General features: G+C 42.5%; 16 protein-coding genes and 1 pseudogene. 10 read left to right on the top strand and 7 right to left on the bottom strand.

What is annotated here, in order from left to right:
- Positions 1-85: 85 nt before the first annotated feature.
- Together V7K30_RS21525 and V7K30_RS21530 are read right to left on the bottom strand one after the other, a co-directional pair.
- On the bottom strand, positions 86-1,642 hold the full coding sequence (locus V7K30_RS21525) for a M23 family metallopeptidase (protein ID WP_335002712.1): 1,557 nt from the start codon (positions 1,640-1,642) through the stop codon (positions 86-88).
- A 90-nt stretch (positions 1,643-1,732) separates the two neighbouring features.
- The gene (locus V7K30_RS21530; RefSeq protein ID WP_335002713.1) at positions 1,733-2,551 is read right to left on the bottom strand and encodes a biotin--[acetyl-CoA-carboxylase] ligase; all 819 of its coding nucleotides are present in this window, start codon (positions 2,549-2,551) and stop codon (positions 1,733-1,735) included.
- A gap of 77 nt (positions 2,552-2,628) precedes the next feature.
- Between V7K30_RS21530 and pgeF the strand changes: the two genes are divergently transcribed.
- A complete protein-coding gene (gene pgeF / locus V7K30_RS21535) occupies positions 2,629-3,420 on the top strand; it encodes a peptidoglycan editing factor PgeF (RefSeq protein WP_335002715.1) in 792 nt (263 codons plus the stop codon).
- A 170-nt stretch (positions 3,421-3,590) separates the two neighbouring features.
- On the opposite strand, the gene V7K30_RS21540 is transcribed toward pgeF, so the two are convergent.
- The gene (locus V7K30_RS21540) at positions 3,591-3,941 is read right to left on the bottom strand and encodes a MerR family transcriptional regulator (protein WP_334979548.1); all 351 of its coding nucleotides are present in this window, start codon (positions 3,939-3,941) and stop codon (positions 3,591-3,593) included.
- Between the two features lie 91 nt (positions 3,942-4,032).
- Between V7K30_RS21540 and V7K30_RS21545 the strand changes: the two genes are divergently transcribed.
- Complete coding sequence (locus tag V7K30_RS21545) at positions 4,033-4,965, top strand: SDR family NAD(P)-dependent oxidoreductase (protein ID WP_335002717.1); 933 nt, start codon at positions 4,033-4,035, stop codon at positions 4,963-4,965.
- Positions 4,966-4,992: 27 nt separating this feature from the next.
- Positions 4,993-5,145: pseudogene (locus V7K30_RS21550) on the top strand (hypothetical protein); the annotation flags it as partial.
- Between the two features lie 315 nt (positions 5,146-5,460).
- Here V7K30_RS21550 and V7K30_RS21555 read toward each other — a convergent pair.
- On the bottom strand, positions 5,461-6,936 hold the full coding sequence (locus V7K30_RS21555; RefSeq protein ID WP_335002719.1) for a glycosyltransferase family 87 protein: 1,476 nt from the start codon (positions 6,934-6,936) through the stop codon (positions 5,461-5,463).
- Positions 6,937-7,119: 183 nt separating this feature from the next.
- Positions 7,120-8,163, bottom strand: coding sequence for a polysaccharide pyruvyl transferase CsaB (gene csaB / locus V7K30_RS21560; protein WP_335002826.1), 1,044 nt, complete (start codon positions 8,161-8,163; stop codon positions 7,120-7,122).
- Between the two features lie 187 nt (positions 8,164-8,350).
- Between csaB and V7K30_RS21565 the strand changes: the two genes are divergently transcribed.
- The 5 genes from V7K30_RS21565 to V7K30_RS21585 all read left to right on the top strand — a co-directional run bounded on the left by V7K30_RS21565 (position 8,351) and on the right by V7K30_RS21585 (position 17,584).
- Complete coding sequence (locus V7K30_RS21565; RefSeq protein WP_335002721.1) at positions 8,351-8,686, top strand: DUF2499 domain-containing protein; 336 nt, start codon at positions 8,351-8,353, stop codon at positions 8,684-8,686.
- Positions 8,683-8,976 (top strand): DUF3593 domain-containing protein, encoded by a 294-nt coding sequence (locus V7K30_RS21570; RefSeq protein WP_335002723.1) that lies wholly within the window; start codon positions 8,683-8,685, stop codon positions 8,974-8,976. The genes V7K30_RS21565 and V7K30_RS21570 overlap by 4 nt, the downstream gene beginning before the upstream one ends.
- 34 nt (positions 8,977-9,010) lie before the next feature.
- The gene (hisA, locus tag V7K30_RS21575; RefSeq protein ID WP_335002725.1) at positions 9,011-9,784 is read left to right on the top strand and encodes a 1-(5-phosphoribosyl)-5-[(5-phosphoribosylamino)methylideneamino]imidazole-4-carboxamide isomerase; all 774 of its coding nucleotides are present in this window, start codon (positions 9,011-9,013) and stop codon (positions 9,782-9,784) included.
- A 666-nt stretch (positions 9,785-10,450) separates the two neighbouring features.
- Positions 10,451-12,082, top strand: coding sequence for a sensor histidine kinase (locus V7K30_RS21580; RefSeq protein ID WP_335002727.1), 1,632 nt, complete (start codon positions 10,451-10,453; stop codon positions 12,080-12,082).
- 54 nt (positions 12,083-12,136) lie between these two features.
- Positions 12,137-17,584, top strand: coding sequence for a trifunctional serine/threonine-protein kinase/ATP-binding protein/sensor histidine kinase (locus tag V7K30_RS21585; protein WP_335002728.1), 5,448 nt, complete (start codon positions 12,137-12,139; stop codon positions 17,582-17,584).
- A 664-nt stretch (positions 17,585-18,248) separates the two neighbouring features.
- Here V7K30_RS21585 and V7K30_RS21590 read toward each other — a convergent pair.
- Both V7K30_RS21590 and V7K30_RS21595 read right to left on the bottom strand, forming a co-directional pair.
- Positions 18,249-19,328 (bottom strand): hypothetical protein, encoded by a 1,080-nt coding sequence (locus V7K30_RS21590; RefSeq protein ID WP_335002730.1) that lies wholly within the window; start codon positions 19,326-19,328, stop codon positions 18,249-18,251.
- Positions 19,329-19,381: 53 nt separating this feature from the next.
- Positions 19,382-20,365, bottom strand: a complete 984-nt coding sequence (locus V7K30_RS21595; RefSeq protein ID WP_335002732.1) for a hypothetical protein — start codon at positions 20,363-20,365, stop codon at positions 19,382-19,384.
- Between the two features lie 464 nt (positions 20,366-20,829).
- Here V7K30_RS21595 and V7K30_RS21600 point away from each other — a divergent pair, with 464 nt between their 5' ends.
- Both V7K30_RS21600 and V7K30_RS21605 read left to right on the top strand, forming a co-directional pair.
- Complete coding sequence (locus V7K30_RS21600) at positions 20,830-21,582, top strand: response regulator transcription factor (RefSeq protein ID WP_335002734.1); 753 nt, start codon at positions 20,830-20,832, stop codon at positions 21,580-21,582.
- Between the two features lie 53 nt (positions 21,583-21,635).
- Positions 21,636-22,955 carry a sensor histidine kinase gene (locus tag V7K30_RS21605; RefSeq protein ID WP_335002736.1) on the top strand — a complete coding sequence of 440 codons (1,320 nt, stop codon included), beginning with the start codon at positions 21,636-21,638 and terminating at the stop codon, positions 22,953-22,955.
- Positions 22,956-22,962 lie beyond the last annotated feature (7 nt).

Here is a 22,962-nt window from a genome sequence, read left to right on the forward strand (position 1 = left end):
GTTTGGAGTTTGGAGTTTGGAGTTAGGAGTTTGGAGTTTGGAGTTTTAAATTCATAACTCTTCACTCCTCACTCCTAACTTTCTTCTAGCTGCCTGGTTGCTGGCTAACCTGGGCGGTCTGCAAGCCTCGCACTAACTGGCTGAGGGCACTTTGTAATTCCACTCCTGAGTCAACAGCAACCCATCCATCTTGTGTCAGGTGACGGACTTCAAAGTGCAGGTGAGGGCCTGTGGAGTTCCCAGTACTGCCAACACGCCCGATGACAGTTCCAGGTTGTACCCACTGACCGGGTTGAACAAGAATTTCTGACATGTGACCGTAGAGAGTTTGTTCAGCAGATTTGTGATTCAGGATAACGGTTAAACCATAACCACCCACCCAGTTAGCAGTTTCCACTTGACCAGCAGCTGCTGCCAAAACTGGCGTTCCCATAGGCGCACCTAAGTCTGTACCAGCATGGAAGCGGCGATCGCCTGTGATTGGATGAATTCGCCAACCAAACAACGAGGTAATGGGAGCGGGAATAGACAATGGATACATCATTCCCGTACCGCTATAGGCGACTCTCCCTGTGTAGGGGATTTGCGGCAATACTGATGCCAGTGAGAAGTCGTAAGCTACGTTGCTGGGGCGGGGTGCAATGTTGCCATCTGCCATTGGTGGAGGTAAAGTTCCGCCACTGGGGGCGATGGGAGTTGCACTCACTGTTGTGGGGCTGAACTCGCCGGGATTGGGGATAAACCGATTAGGGCGATATGCGCTTTTGGTGTCACCACTAGAAACATTTGGAGTGGCACGCCATCTGCTGGTGCTGCCAGTAGTTGCAACTTGCCGCACGGGTGGAACTACTGCTAATTGGGCATTTTGACTTCTTCTAAGCCAATTAGGTGCTGCTTTACCATTAGAATCAGCTACACTCCTTTGGGGTACTTTGGCACAAACGCCACCTAATACGCTTTGCCCTGACGGCAAGATGGCTCGGCAACCACTGGAGCGTTCTGTGAGAATTACGGAATTTGGTGCTTGATAAGTACCTGTGGCACCACTGTCATAACTATTAGGATCAATATAGGCGTTATTATAATCCTTGGTTTTCCCCGCAGTTGCACTGACAGGGCTGTTTGAGTTATTTGCTGGTTGAGCAACTTCTGGCAGTTTTTCAGGTAAAGAGCGGGCAGGGGTATTGGGTTTTTCCTGTCTCACCCTTGCAGGAGTAACCTGTGAGGCTTCTACCTTGGGCTTTGACTGTCTGATAATCACAACAGGATCAGCAGCTTCGATTTTGGGCGTAGACTGCCTAACTGGCTCTTTTGATCGAGCAACCTCTGGCTTGCCTAATCTCTGTCTAAGTCTGCTTCGCCGTTGGGAAAATTCCGGTTGCGCTGACGCTGCTTCCGGCGCAACAGCCTGTTTTCTAACTGGATTTGTAACTGCTGTTGGCTGGGAACTTTCAACAGTGGGAACGATGTTGTCTATTTGTGTTTCCGTTTGGGCAAACACAAAGCCGCCGCTGAGGAGGCTGACGCTACTCAGCCAACAGAGGCTCTGAGCTGGTAGCGTAGAGGCAAAGCGTTTTTTCGTTAGACCTTGCTGCCATAAGTAGTGCAAACGATGATGGGCAGAATTATTGCGCTGCGTCATTTGTTCTCTCAGTTGTGTGTAATTAGCCTAAAGAGATGATGCTAGTGGTTTGTCTTGCCCAAAGAGCTATATTTTGAACAAACCTAAAATTTAAACGGAAGATTTATGGTATCCCAAACTGATTGTACCGGGTTCAATATAAATTTCCGGTGTAATTAGTTCCTTTGTATCATGTGTTTCCAAATCAACTCGTAAATTTCCTTGAGGAGTCACCCCAACTACAGTACCTGAAAGATTATTGACGTACACCCGATCGCCCATGTTTGTAAGCAAATCTAGATAGCGAGACAAGAGTATGCTTACTCCTTCTTGCCAAAGGCACTCCATACCGGATTCTATTCCCAGTAAGACTTTAGAGGTTAGCATTTCTAGACAATAAATTGGTCTGAAATCTTGGGAAGCTTGCCACGATTCCAAATTGATTCCAGTTTCGGGTACTGGGTTTGTCCAGTTAATACCAACACCAATTACTGCTTGGGTAATTTGTCCTTTGTTTACTTTGGTTTCTGTCAAAATGCCGCCTAGTTTGCGACCATTTAAAACTAAATCATTGGGCCATTTTATCCCAACATCTACACCGCACTGGCGCAATTGAGACGCAATTCCCCAAGCAGTAGCGAAAGTTAGCTGGTAGCTGTCAGTAGCCTCTATTTTGTGGTCGCAAGAAATCGCCACGGAAACATATAATCCCCCAACCGGAGAAATCCACTGGCGTCCCCATTGTCCCCGCCCAGCAGATTGCACGGTTGCGATTACTACTGTTCCTGAAATAGCCCCTTGGTTGAGTAAGTTCCAGAGGGTTTGGTTAGTTGAAGAGACGCTTTCAAAAAAGTGGAGAGAAAATGGTAAATATGTATACTTACGCCCTGCTTTCAAGGCTGCTTCCAAGTTTTGCAGATTAAATCCCACAGCAGTTAACCCAAATTCCGTTGTTCAAGTTAGCATTGATTGGCTGATGAGTGATTTCTGTTTAGGTTTGGTTGAAGATGCACACTTGGCACTGGCGCAATTGGGAAGGACTGCCCTATTTAACTTGTAGTATTCTGGAGCATTGGCATCACGGCTTCTTTACCCAGCAGTTTTGGCCGCGATCGCCACAAGTTCTCACAGAAGTATTGCAACCAGAGGCATCAGTCTATCGCTTAAAGCAGGTTCATGGCAATACTGTTCTCACGCCCCAAGAAATTGAGAGCTTCTTTTGCACTCTTGGGGAGGATTTAGCATCGGCAGATGGTTTAGTTAGCGAGCAGCCTCTCCAAGCAGTCTGGGTAGCTAGTGCAGATTGTACACCCGTGCTGATTGGGGATGTGGTAACTGGACGGGTGGCAGCATTACACGCAGGCTGGCGGGGGACTGCCAAGAAGATTGTACCCCTAGCGATCGCTCGACTACAATCTCAAGGCAGCAAACTCGATGATTTGAGAATTGCGATGGGCCCGGCGATCGCTGGTGAGGTTTACCAAGTCTCTATCGAAGTGGCTGCTGAAATTGGGGCTAGCATTATACCACATGAAGACGAACAAAAAATTGTAACTGCATTACACGAGCTACCAAATTCACCTTTGCTAGAAGACCCCAATCCAGGAAAGGTACGGCTGGATGTCCGGCGAGTGAATGCCTTACAACTGGAAAATTTGGGGATTAGTGCAGAACAAATTGCGATCGCACCTTATTGTACTTTCCAAACTCCAGAGCATTTCTTTTCTTACCGCCGGGAGAAAGAGAAAAAAGTGCAATGGTCAGGGATTGTCAGTGGGAAAAGGCAAAACTTGTTTTAAACTTTAGCATCAATATGTTAGAAAATAATCGCGCAATTGCTTGCTATACAAAAGCTCTAGAACTCCGAAAAGGCAAATATTTTTGGAGAGTGACAGAAGAGGAGTAGAATCGATAATTACAGAGATAAAACTGGGAAGACTGAAGAGTTAAGTTGACAATACCGTTAAAGCTACGTGCCTATGCTTTCCATCCGTTTGAGCTTCTCGATGAGATGAGATTTAAACGCTTGAAACTGTCCAATCTTCTCATCCATTTCTGCAATCTTATTGCGAATGCTCCGCAGCTTATCTTCAGTTGAAGAGGTGTCCCACTCATCGAGAGCTTTCCTTATTTCACTGAGCGTAAATCCAAGGGCTTTTCCATGCTGGACGAACTCTAAACGTGAGACTGCTTCATCGCTGTAATTCCGATAGTTATTCTCTGAACGCTTGCTGCTTGAGTCTAAAAGTCCAGCCTTCTCGTAAAAACGGATCGTGTCTTTCGAGAGTCCTACTTTCTGAGAAAGTTCGCTAATCAACATAGATTACTGAGGAGATTGAAGATTTCTACTTGACATTGGAGTATGCTCCATCCTTTAAGTTTGACATAGGTTTTCAATTTACAGGCTGAACATGATGCAAACTCCAATTAAAGCTAGTAAAACGGTGATCATTACAGGAGGTAATAGTGGTCTGGGATACTATTGTGCCCAAGCGATCGCACAATCTAAACAAGACTGGCACATTATCATCGCCAGTCGAAATCTGCCCAAAGTTGAAGAAGCGGTTCAACAATTGACTGCTGAAACGAACTATTCTTTTATTGAAGGGATGACCCTTGATTTGGCATCTCTGGCATCCGTGCGTCAGTTCGTGCAAGATTTCCAGACCAGAGAACATCCCCCTTTACACGCGATCGTGTGTAATGCAGGAGTTCAAATCGTTTCAGGCACACGCTACACAGAAAATGGATTCGAGATGACCTTTGGCGTGAACCATCTAGGACACTTTCTACTTGTCAATTTGCTGCTGCCACAGTTAAGCGATCGCTCCCGCATTGTATTTGTCAGTAGTGATACCCACAATCCAGAAGCAAATACTGGAATGCCTCACCCAAACTATCAGGATGCAAACGCCCTAGCATTTCCGACGGGTGATGATAATCAGATGGACATTGCAACGGTTGGGCGGGTGCGCTATACCACTTCCAAACTCTGCAACCTGCTCTGTACTTATGAGCTTTCGCGCCGTTTGCAAAAGCAGCAGTCGAAGATGACAGTGAATGCGTTTAATCCGGGCTTGATGCTCGATACAAAGTTGAGTCGAGACTATAGCGAATCAGAACGCTCCGCGCTCAAGGCAACTCTGTCAGCATCGACTCTAGAGCAATCGAGAGACTCTCAAGTGATGGGCAGTGCGCTGGCTCGGCTCATTCTCGATCCCGCACTAGATCAGGTGACAGGTCGATATTTTGATGGACTGAAGGAAATTCGATCGTCTGATGAATCCTACGATGAGCACAAAGCAGTCGATCTGTGGGAAACGAGTGTAAGACTTACGCATTGACAAGGTACACAAAAGGTAGATCAACAAAAAAAGAGAGGCAATGTACGATTGCGGTTGTGGGTGGCGATTACTCAAACAATTGCGGTTTATCATATCGGTAGTTGCAGAAAAGAAGAACTCCTACGCCTGATTGGCGATGCCTTTTTGGGGTGGTTAGTTACTGACGGTTATGGAGCATATTATGTTAGCGCAACGTAAAGCTTTCTCTTCTCCTTCAAAGACGCTGTTCGCCTTCGAGAGGCAAGTCTGGCAACACGCTGTTCGCGTTCGCCAACGGCATGGCAACTCCAAAAGACGCTCTTGCGTTCGCTGAGAGCGAGTATTCGTACCTCTACAATACAAGCAAGCTAGCTAGCTAGAGCGTCTGGCAGAGACCGTCATTAAGCTGTTCCACATTTAACTTGCATATATTGTGCGGGCGAGACGCCCACCCCACAAGAAATGTACAATTTTAGATTATGCAAACTAGATGTGGTTTAGCTTATCAATTAGGAATTATTCTGACACCCGATTCAAAGATTGAAATTTCAGAACCTGTTTTTGCCGCAGCGAATTAATTGCTAATACTAAAATACTTAGGGTGATTGCTAAAATGGCATAACTCGGTAGGGCGAAGATAGTTACTTTCATAAAGTAGGGCAATTCCCCTGCTTTCACATTCCAGTGCTTTGCAAGAGAGCCGATGAGCCAGCCATGAATAACTGCTGTTTGCACTGCTACACAGCAAACGCCTGCTAACCAAACAGACATTCTTTTCCTAGAAAATGTACAATGCCTAATCTGATACAGCAAATCATTTAGCAAAAAAACCACAGCAGGTATTAACATCACAGAACTAGTTTGCTGTGAATAGTTAATGGCAATACTCAAGCAAGAAACTAGTACCATTTCTGCTAAATATATATTTTTTGACCAGCCTGTAACAGATTGTTGTAGATACCAATACCAACCCACTAAACCAACAAGGATCAGAACAATTAAGTCTGATAAAAGCTTGGCAAAAAATGGATTCTTGGGAAATAATCTCGGGCCCACAACCATCAAATCGAGGCGACTAATCGAAAGATAGGGGCTAACTGATGGATCATTTAGCCAGAGTGAAAATCCACGAGCGGCATCCGACAGGAATTCTGTCAAAGAATTGCCCGTCAAGGCTAGACCTATAAAGGCTAGAGAAGTTGCTGTGACAACGCAGACAAAAACTAGAGAAAATCTTCTTTTAAGTAGAAAATACAGAATGAATAATGCAGCTAATGTTGGTTTACAAAGGGCAATTCCCAAACAAATACCTGCTGGAATATCCTGATATTTTCTAGCAAAGATAAACATCCATAAGATCAGAACTGCAACGAAAATGGCAATATTACCAACTTGAAGATCGTAAACTAAGCCATAAATCAAGGCAATCGAGATTGTGCAAATAGTTCTCAAAGCTCGCGACTTCGACTCCAAGAGGATATTCGCTCCCCATAAAGCCAAACCGATTGCTAACATATGCATCACAATCCAGATTGTAAATGCAGTATTGATCGAAAAATAACCAAGAAACCAGATGAGAGGAATGATATTAGGTGGATAGACGAACGGTGGAATAAAGCCACACGTCTTAGTTAGGGTACAGAAACTTTGGTTAAAAATCTCAACATTAAACGGACTCAAATGCTGATGAGCCAATTTACTCGCCACATAATACCACTTAAAATCCCATAAGGGTGGATGTGGTTGATTTAGGAAATAAACTAGCCAACCTGTATAACAGAGGAATCTAGTAACGACTAATACAACAGCTGCTTGGACGAGAAAGTTAACAATTGGTTGACGAAAAAACCTGATCAACCGTTGGATTATAGAAGATTTTAAGAATAAAGAATTTTTCCAGGCTGCCTTTTCATCATCTAATCGCCAATTATTTTTGAGAACCAAAGTAACTAAAATTACTATAATTAAGTTCCAAAAGCCAAAGCTTATCATTGGAATGATCTCAATACTTATTTACGATACAGGTAAATAATATCGCTTAACTCATTCGTTATAAACTATACTTAAGTATTTTCATAATCAATTTACAGAATTTTGATAATTACTCCCTTGCCGCCATAAAATTATAGCGGTTCTCGGTTGCGTACAATACGCTCTTTTATTGGGATTTTGGTCTTAATTATTACAAAAAGCTTGGCTCAATAACTCGCGGTGCATTAATGCCCTATCTACTAAAGATTGTATTTGCTCTGGTGATAAAGGATCGCCATTAGCGTAATGCTCCATCCAAGTCAGACTAATCAAATTGGGGTCATCGGGTAAAGTCGCCAAATCCCACCCAGGCATTTCCAAGTCTTCCATAAGACGATTAACCTTGGGGTCATAACTAATAGCAAAGCAGCGACAACCTTCAGCAGCAGCCATAATCAAGCTGTGCAGACGCATCCCAATTGCCATCTCGACACCGCGAAACACACCTTTCAAAAGTTGTGGATTTTCCAGACACAAAATCTTGCTGACATCTTTAAGATGCGGTTGAATAGCTTCGGCAATACTTAAATCTTCAGTTTTTTGAAATGGCAGTAATAAAATAAAAGCCTGCGTAGCTTTTTGAAAATCCACCAAAGCACGAGTTAAGTTTGCCAGACGTGTTTCTGTAAGTTGGGGATGCGATCGCAACGTTACCGCAACTCTCGGCGCAGGTAAATCCCAAAGTCCTGGTACTGGTTTCGACTCCAACGCCCAAACCGGGTCAGGAGCTATAATACAAGGAATTTGCCAATCAGATAATAAAGCAGCACTGGCGCGATCGCGGACACTAATTTTGATACAATTACCAAAGGTTTGCCGTGCCAACCAACGAGTTTGCGGACGCAGCAAGGGGCCAATGCCCTGCGCCCAAGCAATGGTTTTCAAACCCATTTTCTGCGCCAATGCCATCAGTCCCCCATAATAAAATGGGCTGATAGTACTGGTAACATCTTGAATGAGACTGCCGCCGCCCCAAATCAAGGCATCGCAAGAGCGTAAAGCTTGCAGTACAGGTAAGGGAGCCATGCGATCGGAGGTTTCTACATTGTAGCGATCGCGCGTTGACTCTGGATTACCAGAAAGCACCACAGGCGTTACATCAGGTGGTAACATTTGCAAAAGCGTTGCTAACAAAGCTTCGTCACCACCATTACCTTTGCCGTAATACCCAGACAATAATGCCCGCATCTTTGCCATTTTGGATTTTAGATTTTAGATTATCAGCTTTTTTTATACAGAACATCTGTCGTTGATACAGATAGTAGACTCATTCACAAGTTCTATTTTCAAACTTCGTAACAGAAGAAGATAGAAAAGACTCCTGTACAGACGCGATTAATCGCGTCTCTCCTAACTCCTAACTCCTAACTTTCTTATGCACACCCTATCAATTCCCACTTGGATTATTCATATTTCTAGCGTTATTGAGTGGATTGTCGCCATTTGGTTAATCTGGACTTATGGCGAACTGACTGGTAATCGCAATTGGTGGGGATTATCCCTTGCCATGTTACCAGCTTTAGTCAGCGCCATGTGTGCCTGTACCTGGCATTATTTCGACAACGCCGAATCTCTGGAATGGCTGGTAACGCTTCAAGCTACCATGACCTTAGTTGGTAATTTTACGCTTTGGGCAGCAGCGTTTTTGATTTGGCGTTCTACCAAATCTCCTGAGACTGTTGAATCAAAACATATCAAATTAGAGCAATGATTTCTAAAGAAACCCTGTTTGCACTTTCACTGTTTCCCTATTTGGGTTTCTTGTGGTTTATTAGCCGCAGTCCGCAAATGCCGCGTTTAGCGCTGTATGGATTTTACGGCACTCTTGTGTTTGTTGCCATCACCATCCCGGCGGGGATTTATGCTGTATTGCATTATGGCAAGTCTTTGGCAGATGTGGATTGGTTGCACGGTGGTGCAGAACTATTTTTGACCCTTTCTAACATCTTACTTGTGCTGGGTTTTGGGCAAGCCGTAAGGCAATTAAAAATGAAAAACTAGTGTTTGATTGCATTGAGTTATGAGGAAAAGGTAAATGGACGTAATTCCAGCGATTGATTTACTAGAAGGTCATTGTGTGCGACTGTATCAAGGAGACTACGATCGCTCGCAAGTTTTTAGCGAAAATCCGGCTGATGTTGCCAAACAGTGGGTAGATCAAGGTGCTACCAGATTGCATATAGTTGATTTAGATGGTGCCAAAGCAGGTAAAGTAGTAAATCTGGGGGCAATTGAAGCGATCGCTCAAGCAGTGTCAGTACCCATTGAAATTGGTGGAGGATTGCGCGATCGCACCAGCGTGCAACAAGTATTCAATCTGGGCGTACAGTGGGCAATTCTCGGCACCATCGCCGTAGAACAACCCCAGCTAGTACAAGAACTGTGTGCAGAATTTCCCGAACAGATTATTATCGGTATTGATGCCCGTAACGGACTCGTAGCAACTCGCGGTTGGTTAGAAACCTCGGAAGTTTTAGCAACTCAACTGGCTGTACAGATGCAAGAATTGGGTGCAGCCGCGATAATTTACACAGATATCCACCGAGACGGTACACTTACAGGCCCGAATTTAGAAGCTTTGCGAGAACTTGCAGTAGTAATTTCCATCCCGATAATTGCCTCCGGTGGGGTAAGTTCTCTCACCGATTTGTTAAGTTTGTTGGCGTTAGAACCTCAAGGCGTGACTGGTGTGATTGTCGGACGTGCTTTGTATACTGGGGATATTTTACTCAAAGAAGCATTACGAGCGATCGGGCCTGGGCGGATTCAGGATATTCCACCGAATTTAGGTTTTTCTACCTTTGCTTGAGATTATTTTTATTGAGACAACCTGTGTTGGGTATCCCACAAAACCAGCAAAATTATCTCGCAAATATTGTCCCTTGACTTTTTTCAAAAATCAAATCGGATTCCTATATCAATAAAGCGAGAGGGCAATGAGACTTATTTTGTCTGCATCTTAGCCCTTTTTGTCTCCCCCTAAGATCCCTTACCTTGGGCTTACAGCTATTTTCAGGTAAATAGACCACGCGGTAGGGGCACAGCATTGCTCATACGTGTCAACTTAACGTGAAAACCAGTCTATAACTAGCTTTTAGATTGTCTCGTTCCCAGTCTCCGACTGGGAATGCCGTTCTAGAGGCTCCGCCTCCCTTGCTGGCGGCAGGCCGCCAAGAGCAGCATTTCCAGCCTCTGGCTGGAAACGAGGTTTTAAAGGGGTTTGCGCTTAAGTTGACACCAATGAGCATTGCTGTGCCCTTACGATAGATGTGGTTCAAATACATGAAAACTGCTGTAACACGCCATATCTGCCATACCTTGTCCTAAAGGACACGCTACGCGAACGCCAAATTAAAAACCTACAGTCCAGAAATTTTACCAGTTTTACCACGATCATCCAGTTTTCCAAAGTTTGTGGTTCAAATATCTGGGAACACTAACTTGAGGTTGACATGGTTATGGCTGGTCTATCGTGATGAAAATTTCTCACAAACTGCTTGGAAGCTTTGTTGGTATTTCCTTATTAACGAGCCTTGTTGGTGCAGTTGCGATCGCCCAAAACCAGAAAATTGCTGAAACTCTGGCGATCGCCGAAGCTGAACACGTTGCCCAAGTACTTGCTGTTTCGATCCACCATATCTCTGATGATCACAAATCCATTTCTGTTGAACGTTCCGACGAACTGCAAAACTTGACCAATTTGCTGCATGATCTGCAAAAGCGCGACATTGTGGTGGTCAATCGGCAGAAGCTAATTTTGGCGGATGCCGTTCCTGAAAGTGTCGGCACGACTTTTGATGAGGACAAGGGCAATGAAATCCAGAAAACGATGCAGGATACTAACTTCAGAACTTTTATGGAAAAGAGCGTTGATCATCCCCAAGGGATTAAATCAATTGTCGTTCCCCTGACAAACAATCAAAAACAGGTGACTGGTGCCGTGATTTTAGAGTGGTCATCGCTGTATGACAATGCGATCGCTCAAGCCAGACCGACAATGATTGCGATCGGTATCACCAGTTTAGGCTGTGTTATTTTCGCATTGATCATCGGATTTAGCATTTCGAGCAGCATTGCCAAACCACTGCAATCCGTGACATCGGTGGCACGGCAAGTCACCCAAGAGTCTAACTTTGACCTGCAAGCCCCCGTCACGACCAAGGATGAAATCGGTATTTTAGCGACTGCATTCAACCATTTGATCGAACGCGTGAAAACACTGCTCACTGAAAAAGAACAACGTTCAACAGAACTTCAGCAAGCTTTAACTCAGCTTCACAGCACTCAACAGCAACTCATTCAAACTGAAAAGATGTCGAGTCTGGGGCAACTGGTCGCTGGAGTTGCTCACGAAATCAACAACCCTGTCAATTTTATTCATGGCAACATTACTTATATTGATAACTACAGTCAAGACTTACTGAAATTGGTTCAGGCGTATCAGGCGCACTACCCGAATCCGCCCAAAACGCTCCAGGCAACTTTGGATGACGTGGATCTCGACTTTCTGAATGAAGACCTGCCCAAGGTACTGCAATCAATGAAAGTTGGCACTGAGCGGATTCGGGAAATTGTTTTATCTCTCCGTAACTTCTCCCGCCTGGATGAATCCGAATTCAAAACTGTTGATCTTCATGAGGGGATTGACAATACGCTGCTGATTTTGCAACATCGCCTCAAGGCAATACCAGAGTCTTTGGCAATTGAAGTGGTTAAAAATTACATTCAATTGCCTTTGGTTGAGTGCTATCCCGGACAACTCAATCAGGTATTTATGAACTTACTGGCGAATGCGATCGATGCGCTGGAGGAATCTGCTCAACAAACACAACCCGGTAAAATTTGGATTTCAACTCAAGTTACGGCTGATAATCGGGTGCAGATTGCGATCGCTGATAATGGTTCGGGGATACCTGAAAAAGTGCGATCGCGCATTTTTGATCCTTTTTTCACCACCAAAGCTATCGGTAAAGGCACTGGCTTGGGCTTATCCATCAGCTACAAAATAGTCATAGAAAAACATCATGGCAAGATGTGGTGTGATTCCACACTAGGAGAGGGTACCAAATTTATAATTGAGATACCAGTTCATCAACCTGAATCGTAAATCCGGCCCTGTTTTTGGGAACACTAGATACTGGCATCTCAAGGATTAAGCCGTATGGTCAGTATTCCCGGATATCAGGTTAGCAAAGAACTCTATAACGGTTCTCGAACCTTAGTTTATCGCGCTAATCGAGAGACTGACCAAAAATCTGTGGTTATTAAGCTGATGAAAACTGCTTATCCCAGTTTCAGCGAATTGGTACAGTTTCGCAACCAGTTTACCATCGCCAAAAATCTAAATCTACCTGGAATCATCCAAACCTATAGCCTGGAACCCTACCAGAATGGCTATGCGTTAGTGATGGAGGACTTTGGAGGAATTTCTCTCAACCACTGGGAAGGGAGAGGAAAGAATGGGGGGATGGGGGGAACACCACAAACTCTGATTGAGTTTTTACAAATAGCGATCGCTCTCTGTAATGCCTTAGATATTCTAATTCGTAATCTGATCATTCACAAAGATATTAAACCCGCCAATATTTTAATTAATCCAGAAACTAAAGAAGTTAAGTTAATTGACTTTAGTATTGCATCTCTGCTGCCACGGGAAACTCAAATCTTGATGAGTCCTAATGTGCTAGAAGGGACACTTGGCTATTTATCTCCAGAGCAAACTGGACGCATGAATCGGGGAATTGATTACCGGACTGATTTTTATTCTCTGGGTGTAAGTTTTTACGAGTTACTAACAGGGCAATTACCATTTAAATCGCACGATCCGATGGAATTGGTACATTGTCATATTGCCAAACTTCCGCCTTTAGTACACGAGATTAATCTGCAAATTGCGCCTGTACTCTCATCTATTGTCAGCAAACTGATGGCGAAAAATGCCGAAGACCGCTATCAGAGTGCATTTGGGCTGAAATATGATTTAGAAAATTGTTTGGCTCAACTCAAGGAAACGGGTAAGATTGCAAGTTTCCCAATTGCTCAACGGGATGTGTGCGATCGCTTTATTATCCCAGAAAAACTCTATGGTCGTGAGGATGAAGTTGAAACTCTGCTAAAAGCATTTGACCGCGTTACCAACCCCCCTGAATCCCCCCTTACCAAGGGGGGACTAAGGGGGGTAGAACTAATGCTAGTGGCTGGTTTTTCTGGTATTGGTAAAACTGCCTTAGTCAACGAGGTTCATAAACCCATTGCTCGACAGAGAGGCTACTTCATCAAAGGCAAATTTGACCAATTTAATCGTAATATTCCCTTCTTTGCTTTTGTGCAGGCGTTTCGAGACTTAATGGGGCAATTGCTGAGTGAAAGTGATGCCCAATTGTCAACTTGGAAAAATAAAATTTTACAAGTGCTGGGTGAGCAGGGGCAAGTCATTCTTGAGGTAATTCCCGAACTAGAACAAATTATTGGTCAACAACCACCTGCAACCGAACTTTCACCCAGTGCAGCACAGAATCGGTTTAATTTACTCTTCCAAAAGTTCATTCAGGTATTCACCACAAAAGAACATCCATTAGTAATTTTCCTTGATGATTTGCAGTGGGCTGATTCTACATCACTGAAATTGATCCAGTTGCTGATGAACGAGTCAGGAAGTGGAGCTTTACTTTTAATTGGAGCTTATCGGGATAATGAAGTTTCTGCTGCTCATCCATTGATGTTGACATTAGATGAAATTGCCAAAGCCAATGCTAGCATTAACAAAATTACATTAGCTCCCCTGAGTGAACCCAGTTTAAATCAACTGGTTGCTGATACCCTAAGTTGTTCACTAGAAACTACAGAAAAACTCACACAATTGGTTTATCAGAAAACCAAGGGAAATCCATTTTTCAGTACGCATTTTTTCAAAGCACTGCATCAAGATCAACTAATTAAATTTGATTTAGATAGCGAAAGTTGGCAGTGTGATATTGCCCACTTGAAGGTGTTAGCCCTGACAGATGATGTGGTTGATTTTATGGTGTTACGGTTGCGAAAATTGCCAGAACCAACGCAGGATGTTTTGAAATTAGCGGCTTGTATTGGTAATCAATTTGATTTGGCAACATTGGCAATTGTTTCAGAAAATTCCGAAACCGAAACAGCAATATACCTCTGGAAAGCATTACAAGAGGGATTAATCCTGCCACAAAGTGAAGTTTACAAATTCTATGTCGGGCGGGAAACACAAGATTTAGTACAAAGTTCGCTAACTGTAAACTATAAATTTTTACACGATCGCGTTCAACAAGCGGCTTATGCGTTAATCCTAGAGTCAAAAAAGCAATCCATCCATCTGCAAATTGGCCAACTATTATTAAGCAAAATACCGATTAAAAAGCAGGGAGAGAGAATTTTTGAGATTGTTAATCAGTTAAATATTGGTGTAAATCTAATCACTGACCAGTCTGATCGAAATCAATTAGCACAGTTAAATTTGCTAGCTGGGCAAAAAGCCAAACAATCCACTGCTTATACTAATACAATGGAATATATTAGTTGCGGGATTCAGCTATTGACAAAAGATAGCTGGCAACAACAATATTCACTCACATTAGCCTTGTATGAAGAAGCTGCTTCGGCAGCATATTTTATAGGTGAATTTGACCAGGCAGAAGAGTTTGTCAAGCAAGTCCAACACCATGCTAATGTCTTACTAGATCAGGTAAAATCGATTGAAATCCAAATTCAATCTTATTTAGCTCAGAGTCGTTTTGATGATTCGATTCGGACTGCGATCGCACTGCTAAATCTCTTAGGTGTAAAACTATCTCATCAAGCAAATAAAACGCAAACATTCCTCAGTTTAGCCCAAACAAAATTACGACTTTTAGGTAAATCTCCTTTAACTTTGATTGATTTACCTGACATGACGGGGGGCAAACAGCTGGCAGCAATCCGAATTCTAGCTAGTACGAATTCAACGGCTTATATTGGTCGTCCAGATTTACTACCACAAATAATCTTGAGCGAAGTCAATCTATCGATGCAGTACGGCAATGCGGGAGCATCTGCATTTGGCTATGCCTGGTATGGATTGATTGAGTGTGGCATTTTGGGAAATATTGAGACCGGTTATGAATTTGGTCAATTAGCATTACAAGTTCTCGAAAAATTCCATAGCAAGGAATTCAAAGCTAGAACCTTCTTCATTGTTCAAACATTTATTAATCACTGGCATCAACCTCTTAAAGACACAATTGCACCGTTAACCGAAGCGTATCAAGTGGGGTTAGAAACAGGAGATATTGAATATGCTGCTTGGGCTAGCTATAGCTGTAGTTTTCATGGATATTTTATCGGGCAGGAATTGGCTGAGTTAGAAAAAAAGATGGGTGACTATGCTGAAGTCTACAGCCATTTTAGACAAGAAAAACCTCAGAGTTATATTAATTCATTTCGTCAAGCCATCTTGAATTTGTTAGAACCGTCTACTAATCCCAGTTACTTCTCAGGTGCTGTTTATGATGCACAAACTATTCGCCCATTACAAGAGCAAGCAGGCGATCGCACTGGATTGTGCTTTAGCTATGCCAATGAACTGATACTTTGCTACCTTTTTGAAAATTATGCCGGAGCATCTGAGGCATCAATTAATGCAATAACCTATTTAGATGGGGTAACATCGGCGGCAGTTGTACCAATAGTTTATTTTTATCAGGCGCTAACCCAACTGATTCTTTATTCAACAGCAACGGCTACCGAGCAAAAACAGATTATTAAAAAAGTAATATCCCATCAGAAAAAGCTAAAAAAATGGGCGCATCATGCCCCAATGAATCATCAACACAAATTTTATTTAGTCGAAGCAGAGCGGCATCGGATTTTGCTGCAAAAAAACAAAGCAATGGAATTGTACGATCGCGCCATAACTCTAGCTAAAGAAAACGAATATATCCAAGAAGAAGCCTTGAGCAATGAGCTAGCTGCCAAGTTCTACCTCGACTGGGGCAAAGAAAAAATCGCCCAAGTTTATATGCAAGAAGCTTATTACTGCTATGCCCGTTGGGGTGCTAAAGCTAAAATCCAGGACTTAGAAAAACGCTATCCTCACCTCTTGGCTCCCATATTACAACAGCAACTTAATCGCTTTCAACTAAATTCAACTGTCGATAGATCATCATTCCCACATCAAACCATCCACACAAACCTTTCTAGCAGCAATATTTATGAAGCCCTCGATTTGGCCACCATCTTTAAAGTCTCCCAAGCTCTCTCCAGTGAAATTCAATTACAGCAATTACTCACTACCCTTTTGCAAGTGGTGATGGAAAATGCTGGGGCACAAAAAGCTGCCTTGCTTGTACTGCAACAGGACAACTTAGTGGTTAAAGCTGTAGCCACTATTAATGAAGGAGTCACCCTGGTATCTGTACCATTGTCAACCAGCGAAGGCATTCCGATTACACTGGTAAACTCTGTCAAACGCAGCTTAAAAACTGTTGTGTTCGATGATCTAACAGCACAAACTAATTTTATCGCCGATCCATATTTCATGCAGCAACAACCTAAGAGTGTGTTGTGTACGCCGATGTTAAATCAAGGTAAACTCATCGGGCTGCTATATCTAGAAAATGCGCTGACAATTGGTGCATTTACGAGCGATCGCACTGAAGTTATCCAACTGCTATGCACCCAAGCCGCCATCTCTCTAGAAAATGCCCGCCTTTATCAAGAATCCCAAAATTATGGACAACAGTTAGAGCGATCGCTGCAAGAACTTGAGCATACCCAATTACAAATGGTGCAAAATGAAAAAATGGCAACCTTGGGCAATTTGGTTGCTGGGGTGGCACATGAAATTAATAATCCCATTGGATTTCTCGAAGGCAGTCTCAACAATGCCGAAGAGTATACTCAAGACTTACTCGCCCATATCCAATTGCTTAAACAACATTATCCCACTCCAGCGATCGCAGTCATTAAGCATGGCGAAAAAATTGACCTAGAATTCCTGATTGAAGACTTCCCAAAGCTAGTAAGTTCGATGAAGGGGGCTTCGGAACGGATTAGAGACATTAGTACCAGTCTCCGCACCTTCTCCAGAGCCGATACAACCGAAAAAGTTGCTTGTAACCTCCATGAAGGAATTGAGAGTACGCTGTTGATTTTGAAGTATCGCCTCAAAGCTTACGAAAAACGTCCCGCGATCGAAGTCATTACTGACTATGGAGATTTACCGCCTGTTGAGTGCTTTTTAGGACAGCTAAATCAAGTATTTATGAACATCCTCGCTAATGCAATTGATGCCTTAGATACATCCATTCAGGGGCGTTCTTTTGCCCAAGTGAAAGCCGATCATCAGCAAATACTGATTCATACCGAAGTATCCAGTGACCAACGCACGGTAGCAATTCGCATTAGAGATAACGGTCAGGGGATGCCAGAGGAGATTAGAACGCAGATATTTGACCATCTGTTTACAACTAAAGAGGTGGGGAAAGGAACGGGATTAGGATTAGCGATCGCTCGTCAAATTGTCGAGGAAACCCACAATGGGCGGTTGAGTTGCAATTCTGTGCTTGGTGAAGGAACAGAATTTGTCATTGAGATTCCAGTATATTAATGGCTACTACTCCGATTTCAAGTCTTTAATCCCTCCCTTAGTAAGGAGAGGGTGTACACACAAGTCCTAAAAACCTAGCTTGATTAGGCTTGACTCGTTCCCATGCTCTGCATGAGGAATGCATTCATTGAGTCTCTGACTCAATATCTGACTGGAGGCAGCAGCCTCTAATCAACCATTCCCATGCTCTGCATAGGAACGAGAGAACAAGGAGAAATGAGAAATCGAGCTTTTTTCGACTTGTGTGTACACCGTAGCCTTACTAAGGAGAGGGAGTTGCACACTGCGTTACCTAGCGATCGCTGACTTATATATTAAGATTTGTCTCTAACCCGTTAAAAGTAAAGCTTTCTACAGGGGTAACATTATCTACTAAACTTTTTTTGTTTCAACTGAAATTTTCGGCGATCTGTTTCCGTAATCGACAATACCCGTAATGTAGATTAAATTGTAGTAGAGTTCAAAATTTAGTATTATGTCTAGTCAAGAACAAAATTCTAACCAAGCATTTAATCAAACACAGGCTAACGCAACAAAGAAGAAGAAACTACAACCTCCCTCAGACATCAAAAAACCAAAGAGAACCGAATAAAAAGCTTTATAGTTCCTTGTAGAGACTTGATTTAATTTAAGTCTCTACAATTATCATCAAGAAGAAATCAGCTTATTTATTTTTTACTTGAGTCTTTGCCTGTTCTAAAGCTATTTCTTTGATTGCTTGATATGAATTAACATTTGAAGTACCTTCAATGGCTTTAACTGCCAAATCCTGAACTTGTTTGAGAGCAGATTCAAGTTGTTTAGAAAGATTTTGAATCCGCGTCTCTTGATTAGTAATAGTTTGTTCTAGAGATTGCAATCTTTGTTCATAGAAACGCTTTTGCCCTTCCACTTCCTTAGAATATAAATCTGATTTTACTTTAGCTTGATAGTGGGCGATGCCTTTGCCTTCTTCTGTAGCTTTTTTGATGGCTGCTTCTTTATCTTTCGGAAAAACCTCTACCTTGGCTTTTAATTCTTCAAATTGTTTCTCTCTTTCAGAAATTGCTTTCTCTCTTTCAGCCCACTGTTTCTCTGTTTCTTGTAGTAATTCTTCTAGTTGCTTATATAGTGCTTTCTGCTCTTGTTCGTATTCGCCACTTTGCAGTTGTCGCTGGAGTTCTAAATTATATTTATACTCTGACGCATCGCGTTGCCGAGTTTTATTCAAGTTTTCATTTCGTTCTTTTATCGCCCGTTGCTGTTCCTCTTGTTCTTTTCCCCAAGTATTCCTTTGCTCTAGTATTTCTTGGAATAACACTTCAGAACGCTGGCTATATTCTTCCTGATAAGCTTTAGTATTATCTTCATAAGCTTGGATGAGAGTATCCAAGATATCATCAGAAATTTCTAAATTGTGCAACTGTGTTAATTGTTGGATTTCTTCTTCTAAATTTCGCCTGATTTCTTCTAATTTAGAGGCTTTTATGGTTAGCTGTTCTGATAATTCATTAGCAGCACTGCCAAAACCTAATTGAATCCTTGCCAAGCTTTCAATTGTATTGTTCATCTTTTCTTGGACACTAGAAAGCTGATTCATAGGTGTTTTTTGTTCTAATTTAGGCTGTTCTTTAGTTCCCGGCTGGTTTTCTTTACCAACTTGATCAAGTTCCGATTTCAGCGCTGCTTTTTCTTTAGCTAACTCCTCATACGCCTGAAGAATTTCTACTTTAGTATTCTTATCAGTCGGTTTTTTTACCACCACAACAAACCTCCTCTTCAGGAATTAAAAATGATTAAGATGCTCCAGACTCATAACTATTTAAGATTAGAACTGCCAAAAGCTCTCATAGCTAAGTCTTGTGCTTGTTTTAATGCACTTTGCAGTTGAGCAGAAATACCTTCTATTTGCTCAGACTGTTTCTTAATTGTTTCTTCCAGGGATTGAATTTTTTGTTCATAACTTTGTTTATTAGCTTCCCACTCTTTATCAAATAAATCAGCCTCTATTTTAGCTTTTTGGACTGTTTCTTTAATTGCCTCTTCCCTAGCTTTCTTAACAGCTTCTTCCAGTTCATTAGGAAATGTAGTTACTTTTTGCTGGTAGTCTGCAAAGAGTGGTTGGCGTTCAGCGAATATCTTTTCTCGTTCTGCCCAATCTTTCTGTTTATTTTGAGAATTTTCTTGTATTTCCCTTTGTTGTTGGCGTTTTATTGCTTCGTAACTGTCTGTATTGAGTTTATAAGTAGTTTCTAACTTATACTGAGATTCTTCTTGTTCTTGCTGGCGAGCTTTAGCTAATAAATCGTTATATGCTTGGAGTTTTTCTTCATACTCTGCTTGCTCTTTTTGCCATTCTTTTCGCCTGACTGTAATTTCTTTCTCTAGTGTTTCCCTTTTGCTGATAGTATCTTGTTCGAGGGTTTTTAATTTTTCTTGATGTTCTTGACTTAAAATGTCTAGAGTATCCGCTACAACTCTGATTTCTTGAAGCTCTTGTAGGCGTTGAGTTTCAATTTCTATAGCTCGATTCAATTCATCTAACTTGGAATTTTCCTGAGCTAGTTTTTCAGATAATGCGTTGAGAATACTGCCAAACTCCAATTGTAAATCAGCTAAACCTTTGACAATACTATCAACCGTATATGTAGAAGCTGCTTGCAGAATTTCTTGACTTTTTGCCTTTTCTGCTTCCTCTTGTTTAGTTGCTATTTTCGATTCCAGCTTTTTTCTTTGAATAATAATTTGTTGAAATGCTTGCATTAGTTGTTGTTTGCTGTCCTTGACTCCAACTGTAGTCATCTTCCAACTCCCTTCAATAGGCAATGATTTATTGGGTAGCAAGCCATATCAAGGACTACCCTATGCAGACATCAGAGTAGCTTTGAATCAACATTTTTAACGCAGTATAAATACTGAAATGTTCAATAGATGACACTTAGATGGGTACGAATTTTCCACACATGTGTCCTTTTGTTTTTCAGGTATAGTTTTTCCTTCGAGCTATTTAGTACTTTTGTACTAAAGCAAATATACCCAACTTAATCTGCTTTTGTCAAGACAATTCTTCATGTAATTGCGTCACACAACAAAATATGAAAATGTTTAGTGATTTATGATTTAGGAGGGTGCTGTGATATCTGTTACTTTTTGTAAAGAAAATCTAAAAGAATTAACCCTAGTAGAAGCGCGGTTGCAGTAAAGCTAGATAATAGATTCAATCATCCTAATTGATACAAGCACAGTCCCAGACTTTTGTGATATCAATGTATACCAGTGAATCGACCAAATATTCTGCCAGAACGGACATTGGACAAACCAGCCGTATTCTAGTAGTAGAAGATGAAGAATTAATCCAGGAAATGCTAGCTGTAGCTCTGGAAGAAGAAGGTTACGGGGTGATAACTGCACCTGATGGGCGGTCTGCTTTAGAGTATCTCAAAAGTTTTGAAACCAATTCCGGGGAACTTCCCTTTGATCTGATCATTCTTGATTTGATGCTGCCTCAAATCAATGGGCTAGATATTTGCCGTTTGTTACGTCATCAAGGAAACCCAGTACCTATTTTAATGCTCAGTGCTAAGGGTAGTGAAACTGACCGCGTTCTGGGGTTAGAAGTGGGAGCAGATGACTACCTGACCAAACCCTTTAGTATGCGCGAGTTAGTAGCTCGTTGTCGCGCTTTACTCCGCCGCCAACGCCTAAGTAATTTACCCCAAGTACCAGTATTAAAATTCAAGGATGTCAGCTTGAATCCCCAAGAATGTCGTGTGCTGGTTCGTGGTCAAGAGGTAAGTCTTTCCCCCAAAGAGTTCCGCTTGCTGGAACTATTTATGAGTTACGCCCGCAGGGTATGGTCACGGGAACAATTGCTAGATCAGGTTTGGGGGCCAGATTTCGTCGGCGATAGTAAAACCGTAGACGTTCACATTCGGTGGTTGCGCGAAAAATTAGAGCAAGACCCCAGTCATCCCGAATATATTGTGACTGTGAGAGGTTTTGGCTATAGGTTTGGATAATTAGTTTGGATAGTTGTTAGTTTTTAGTAGTCACCAAGAAACTAACAACTCAAATGCTTTTATTGGGATTTTTTCTGGGTTTAGCGGTAGGCATTGGGTTTTGGATTTGGCAACAGGTTCAACTTAACCGCTACCTGGGGCGTTTATTCCGACCGTTAACCTCGCATTCTGACAAAATGGGACTGCTGCTGATTCCTGGGTTACGGCAGGAAATAGCGATGGTGAAGCAGCAACGGCAAGATTTGCAGCAGTCGTTGCAAACTTACCAAGACCTACTAGATTTTGCACCAGTGGGATATTTGCAGGTGGATGAGGAAAATCAACTGCTGTGGTGTAATCGGCAGGCGCAGGAAATTTTGTATCTGCAAAGGTGGCAACCAGAACAGGTGCGCTTGTTACTAGAGTTGGTACGGTCTTACGAACTTGACCATTTAATTGAGCAAACTCGTGATTTGCAAAAACCACAGACGGGAGAATGGATATTTCATCCATCTTATGATGATACGGCAGAGATGCCAACAATAAAATCTCTGGCTTTGCGGGCGTCTAGCTTGCCTTTACCCAATGGACAAGTGGGAGTCTTTTTAGAAAATCGTCAACCCCTATTAGATATAAATCAAGTCCGCGATCGCTCTTTTTCTGATCTAGCGCACGAACTCAGAACGCCGCTGACTTCGATTCGCTTGGTTGCGGAAACTTTACAAACCCGCTTGGAACCACCTCTAAATCGCTGGGTTAACCGCTTGATGCAGGAAGTTGACCGGCTGATAAACTTAGTGCAAAGCTGGCTAGACCTCACCCAAATGGAAGCAAACCCAACCATGCAATTGCAAGCCAAAGCTGTAGAATTGCGATCGCTAATTACATCCGTTTGGGAAACACTAGAACCCTTGGCAGGGCGCCAACATCTGTCTTTTTCTTATTCTGGCCCAGAAAATCTCTGGATTAAGGCAGATCAAGCCCGGATTTACCAGGTTTTTCTCAACTTGCTAGACAATAGCATTAAGTACAGTCCTCCTTACACAAGTATTCACGTTAAAGCGAAAATCTTATCAGCAAAGGATAATGATGGGGCTTCCCCAATCCTGGAAATAAATCTTATTGATTCTGGAGTCGGGTTTTCTGAGGCAGATTTACCCCACGTTTTTGAGCGATTTTATCGCGGAGATAAAGCGCGAACCCATTCCCCCCAAGATGGTAACTCCGTAGGGGCGATCATAGGCAGTGGTTTAGGATTAGCGATCGTTGAGCAAATTCTGATCGCCCACGGTGCTTCAATCAAAGCTATGAACCATCCAGAAACTGGTGGTGCGTGGATGCAACTCCAATTTCATGAAGTTATGGCAAACTCCCTAAGCCAAGACTATAGTTAGTAATATC

Origin of the sequence: Nostoc sp. (assembly GCF_036917655.1) — a bacterium.
In the GTDB taxonomy this organism is placed as follows: Bacteria; Cyanobacteriota; Cyanobacteriia; order Cyanobacteriales; family Nostocaceae; genus Nostoc.

What these genes read in the sequence shown, in the direction of transcription:
- V7K30_RS21525 (WP_335002712.1), bottom strand. Translation starts at nt 1,642, where the DNA reads ATGACGCAGCGCAATAATTCTGCCCATCATCGTTTGCACTACTTATGG.
- pgeF (WP_335002715.1), top strand. Translation starts at nt 2,629, where the DNA reads ATGCACACTTGGCACTGGCGCAATTGGGAAGGACTGCCCTATTTAACT.
- V7K30_RS21540 (WP_334979548.1), bottom strand. Translation starts at nt 3,941, where the DNA reads ATGTTGATTAGCGAACTTTCTCAGAAAGTAGGACTCTCGAAAGACACG.
- V7K30_RS21545 (WP_335002717.1), top strand. Translation starts at nt 4,033, where the DNA reads ATGATGCAAACTCCAATTAAAGCTAGTAAAACGGTGATCATTACAGGA.
- V7K30_RS21555 (WP_335002719.1), bottom strand. Translation starts at nt 6,936, where the DNA reads ATGATAAGCTTTGGCTTTTGGAACTTAATTATAGTAATTTTAGTTACT.
- csaB (WP_335002826.1), bottom strand. Translation starts at nt 8,163, where the DNA reads ATGCGGGCATTATTGTCTGGGTATTACGGCAAAGGTAATGGTGGTGAC.
- V7K30_RS21565 (WP_335002721.1), top strand. Translation starts at nt 8,351, where the DNA reads ATGCACACCCTATCAATTCCCACTTGGATTATTCATATTTCTAGCGTT.
- V7K30_RS21570 (WP_335002723.1), top strand. Translation starts at nt 8,683, where the DNA reads ATGATTTCTAAAGAAACCCTGTTTGCACTTTCACTGTTTCCCTATTTG.
- hisA (WP_335002725.1), top strand. Translation starts at nt 9,011, where the DNA reads ATGGACGTAATTCCAGCGATTGATTTACTAGAAGGTCATTGTGTGCGA.
- V7K30_RS21580 (WP_335002727.1), top strand. Translation starts at nt 10,451, where the DNA reads ATGAAAATTTCTCACAAACTGCTTGGAAGCTTTGTTGGTATTTCCTTA.
- V7K30_RS21585 (WP_335002728.1), top strand. Translation starts at nt 12,137, where the DNA reads ATGGTCAGTATTCCCGGATATCAGGTTAGCAAAGAACTCTATAACGGT.
- V7K30_RS21595 (WP_335002732.1), bottom strand. Translation starts at nt 20,365, where the DNA reads ATGACTACAGTTGGAGTCAAGGACAGCAAACAACAACTAATGCAAGCA.
- V7K30_RS21600 (WP_335002734.1), top strand. Translation starts at nt 20,830, where the DNA reads ATGTATACCAGTGAATCGACCAAATATTCTGCCAGAACGGACATTGGA.
- V7K30_RS21605 (WP_335002736.1), top strand. Translation starts at nt 21,636, where the DNA reads ATGCTTTTATTGGGATTTTTTCTGGGTTTAGCGGTAGGCATTGGGTTT.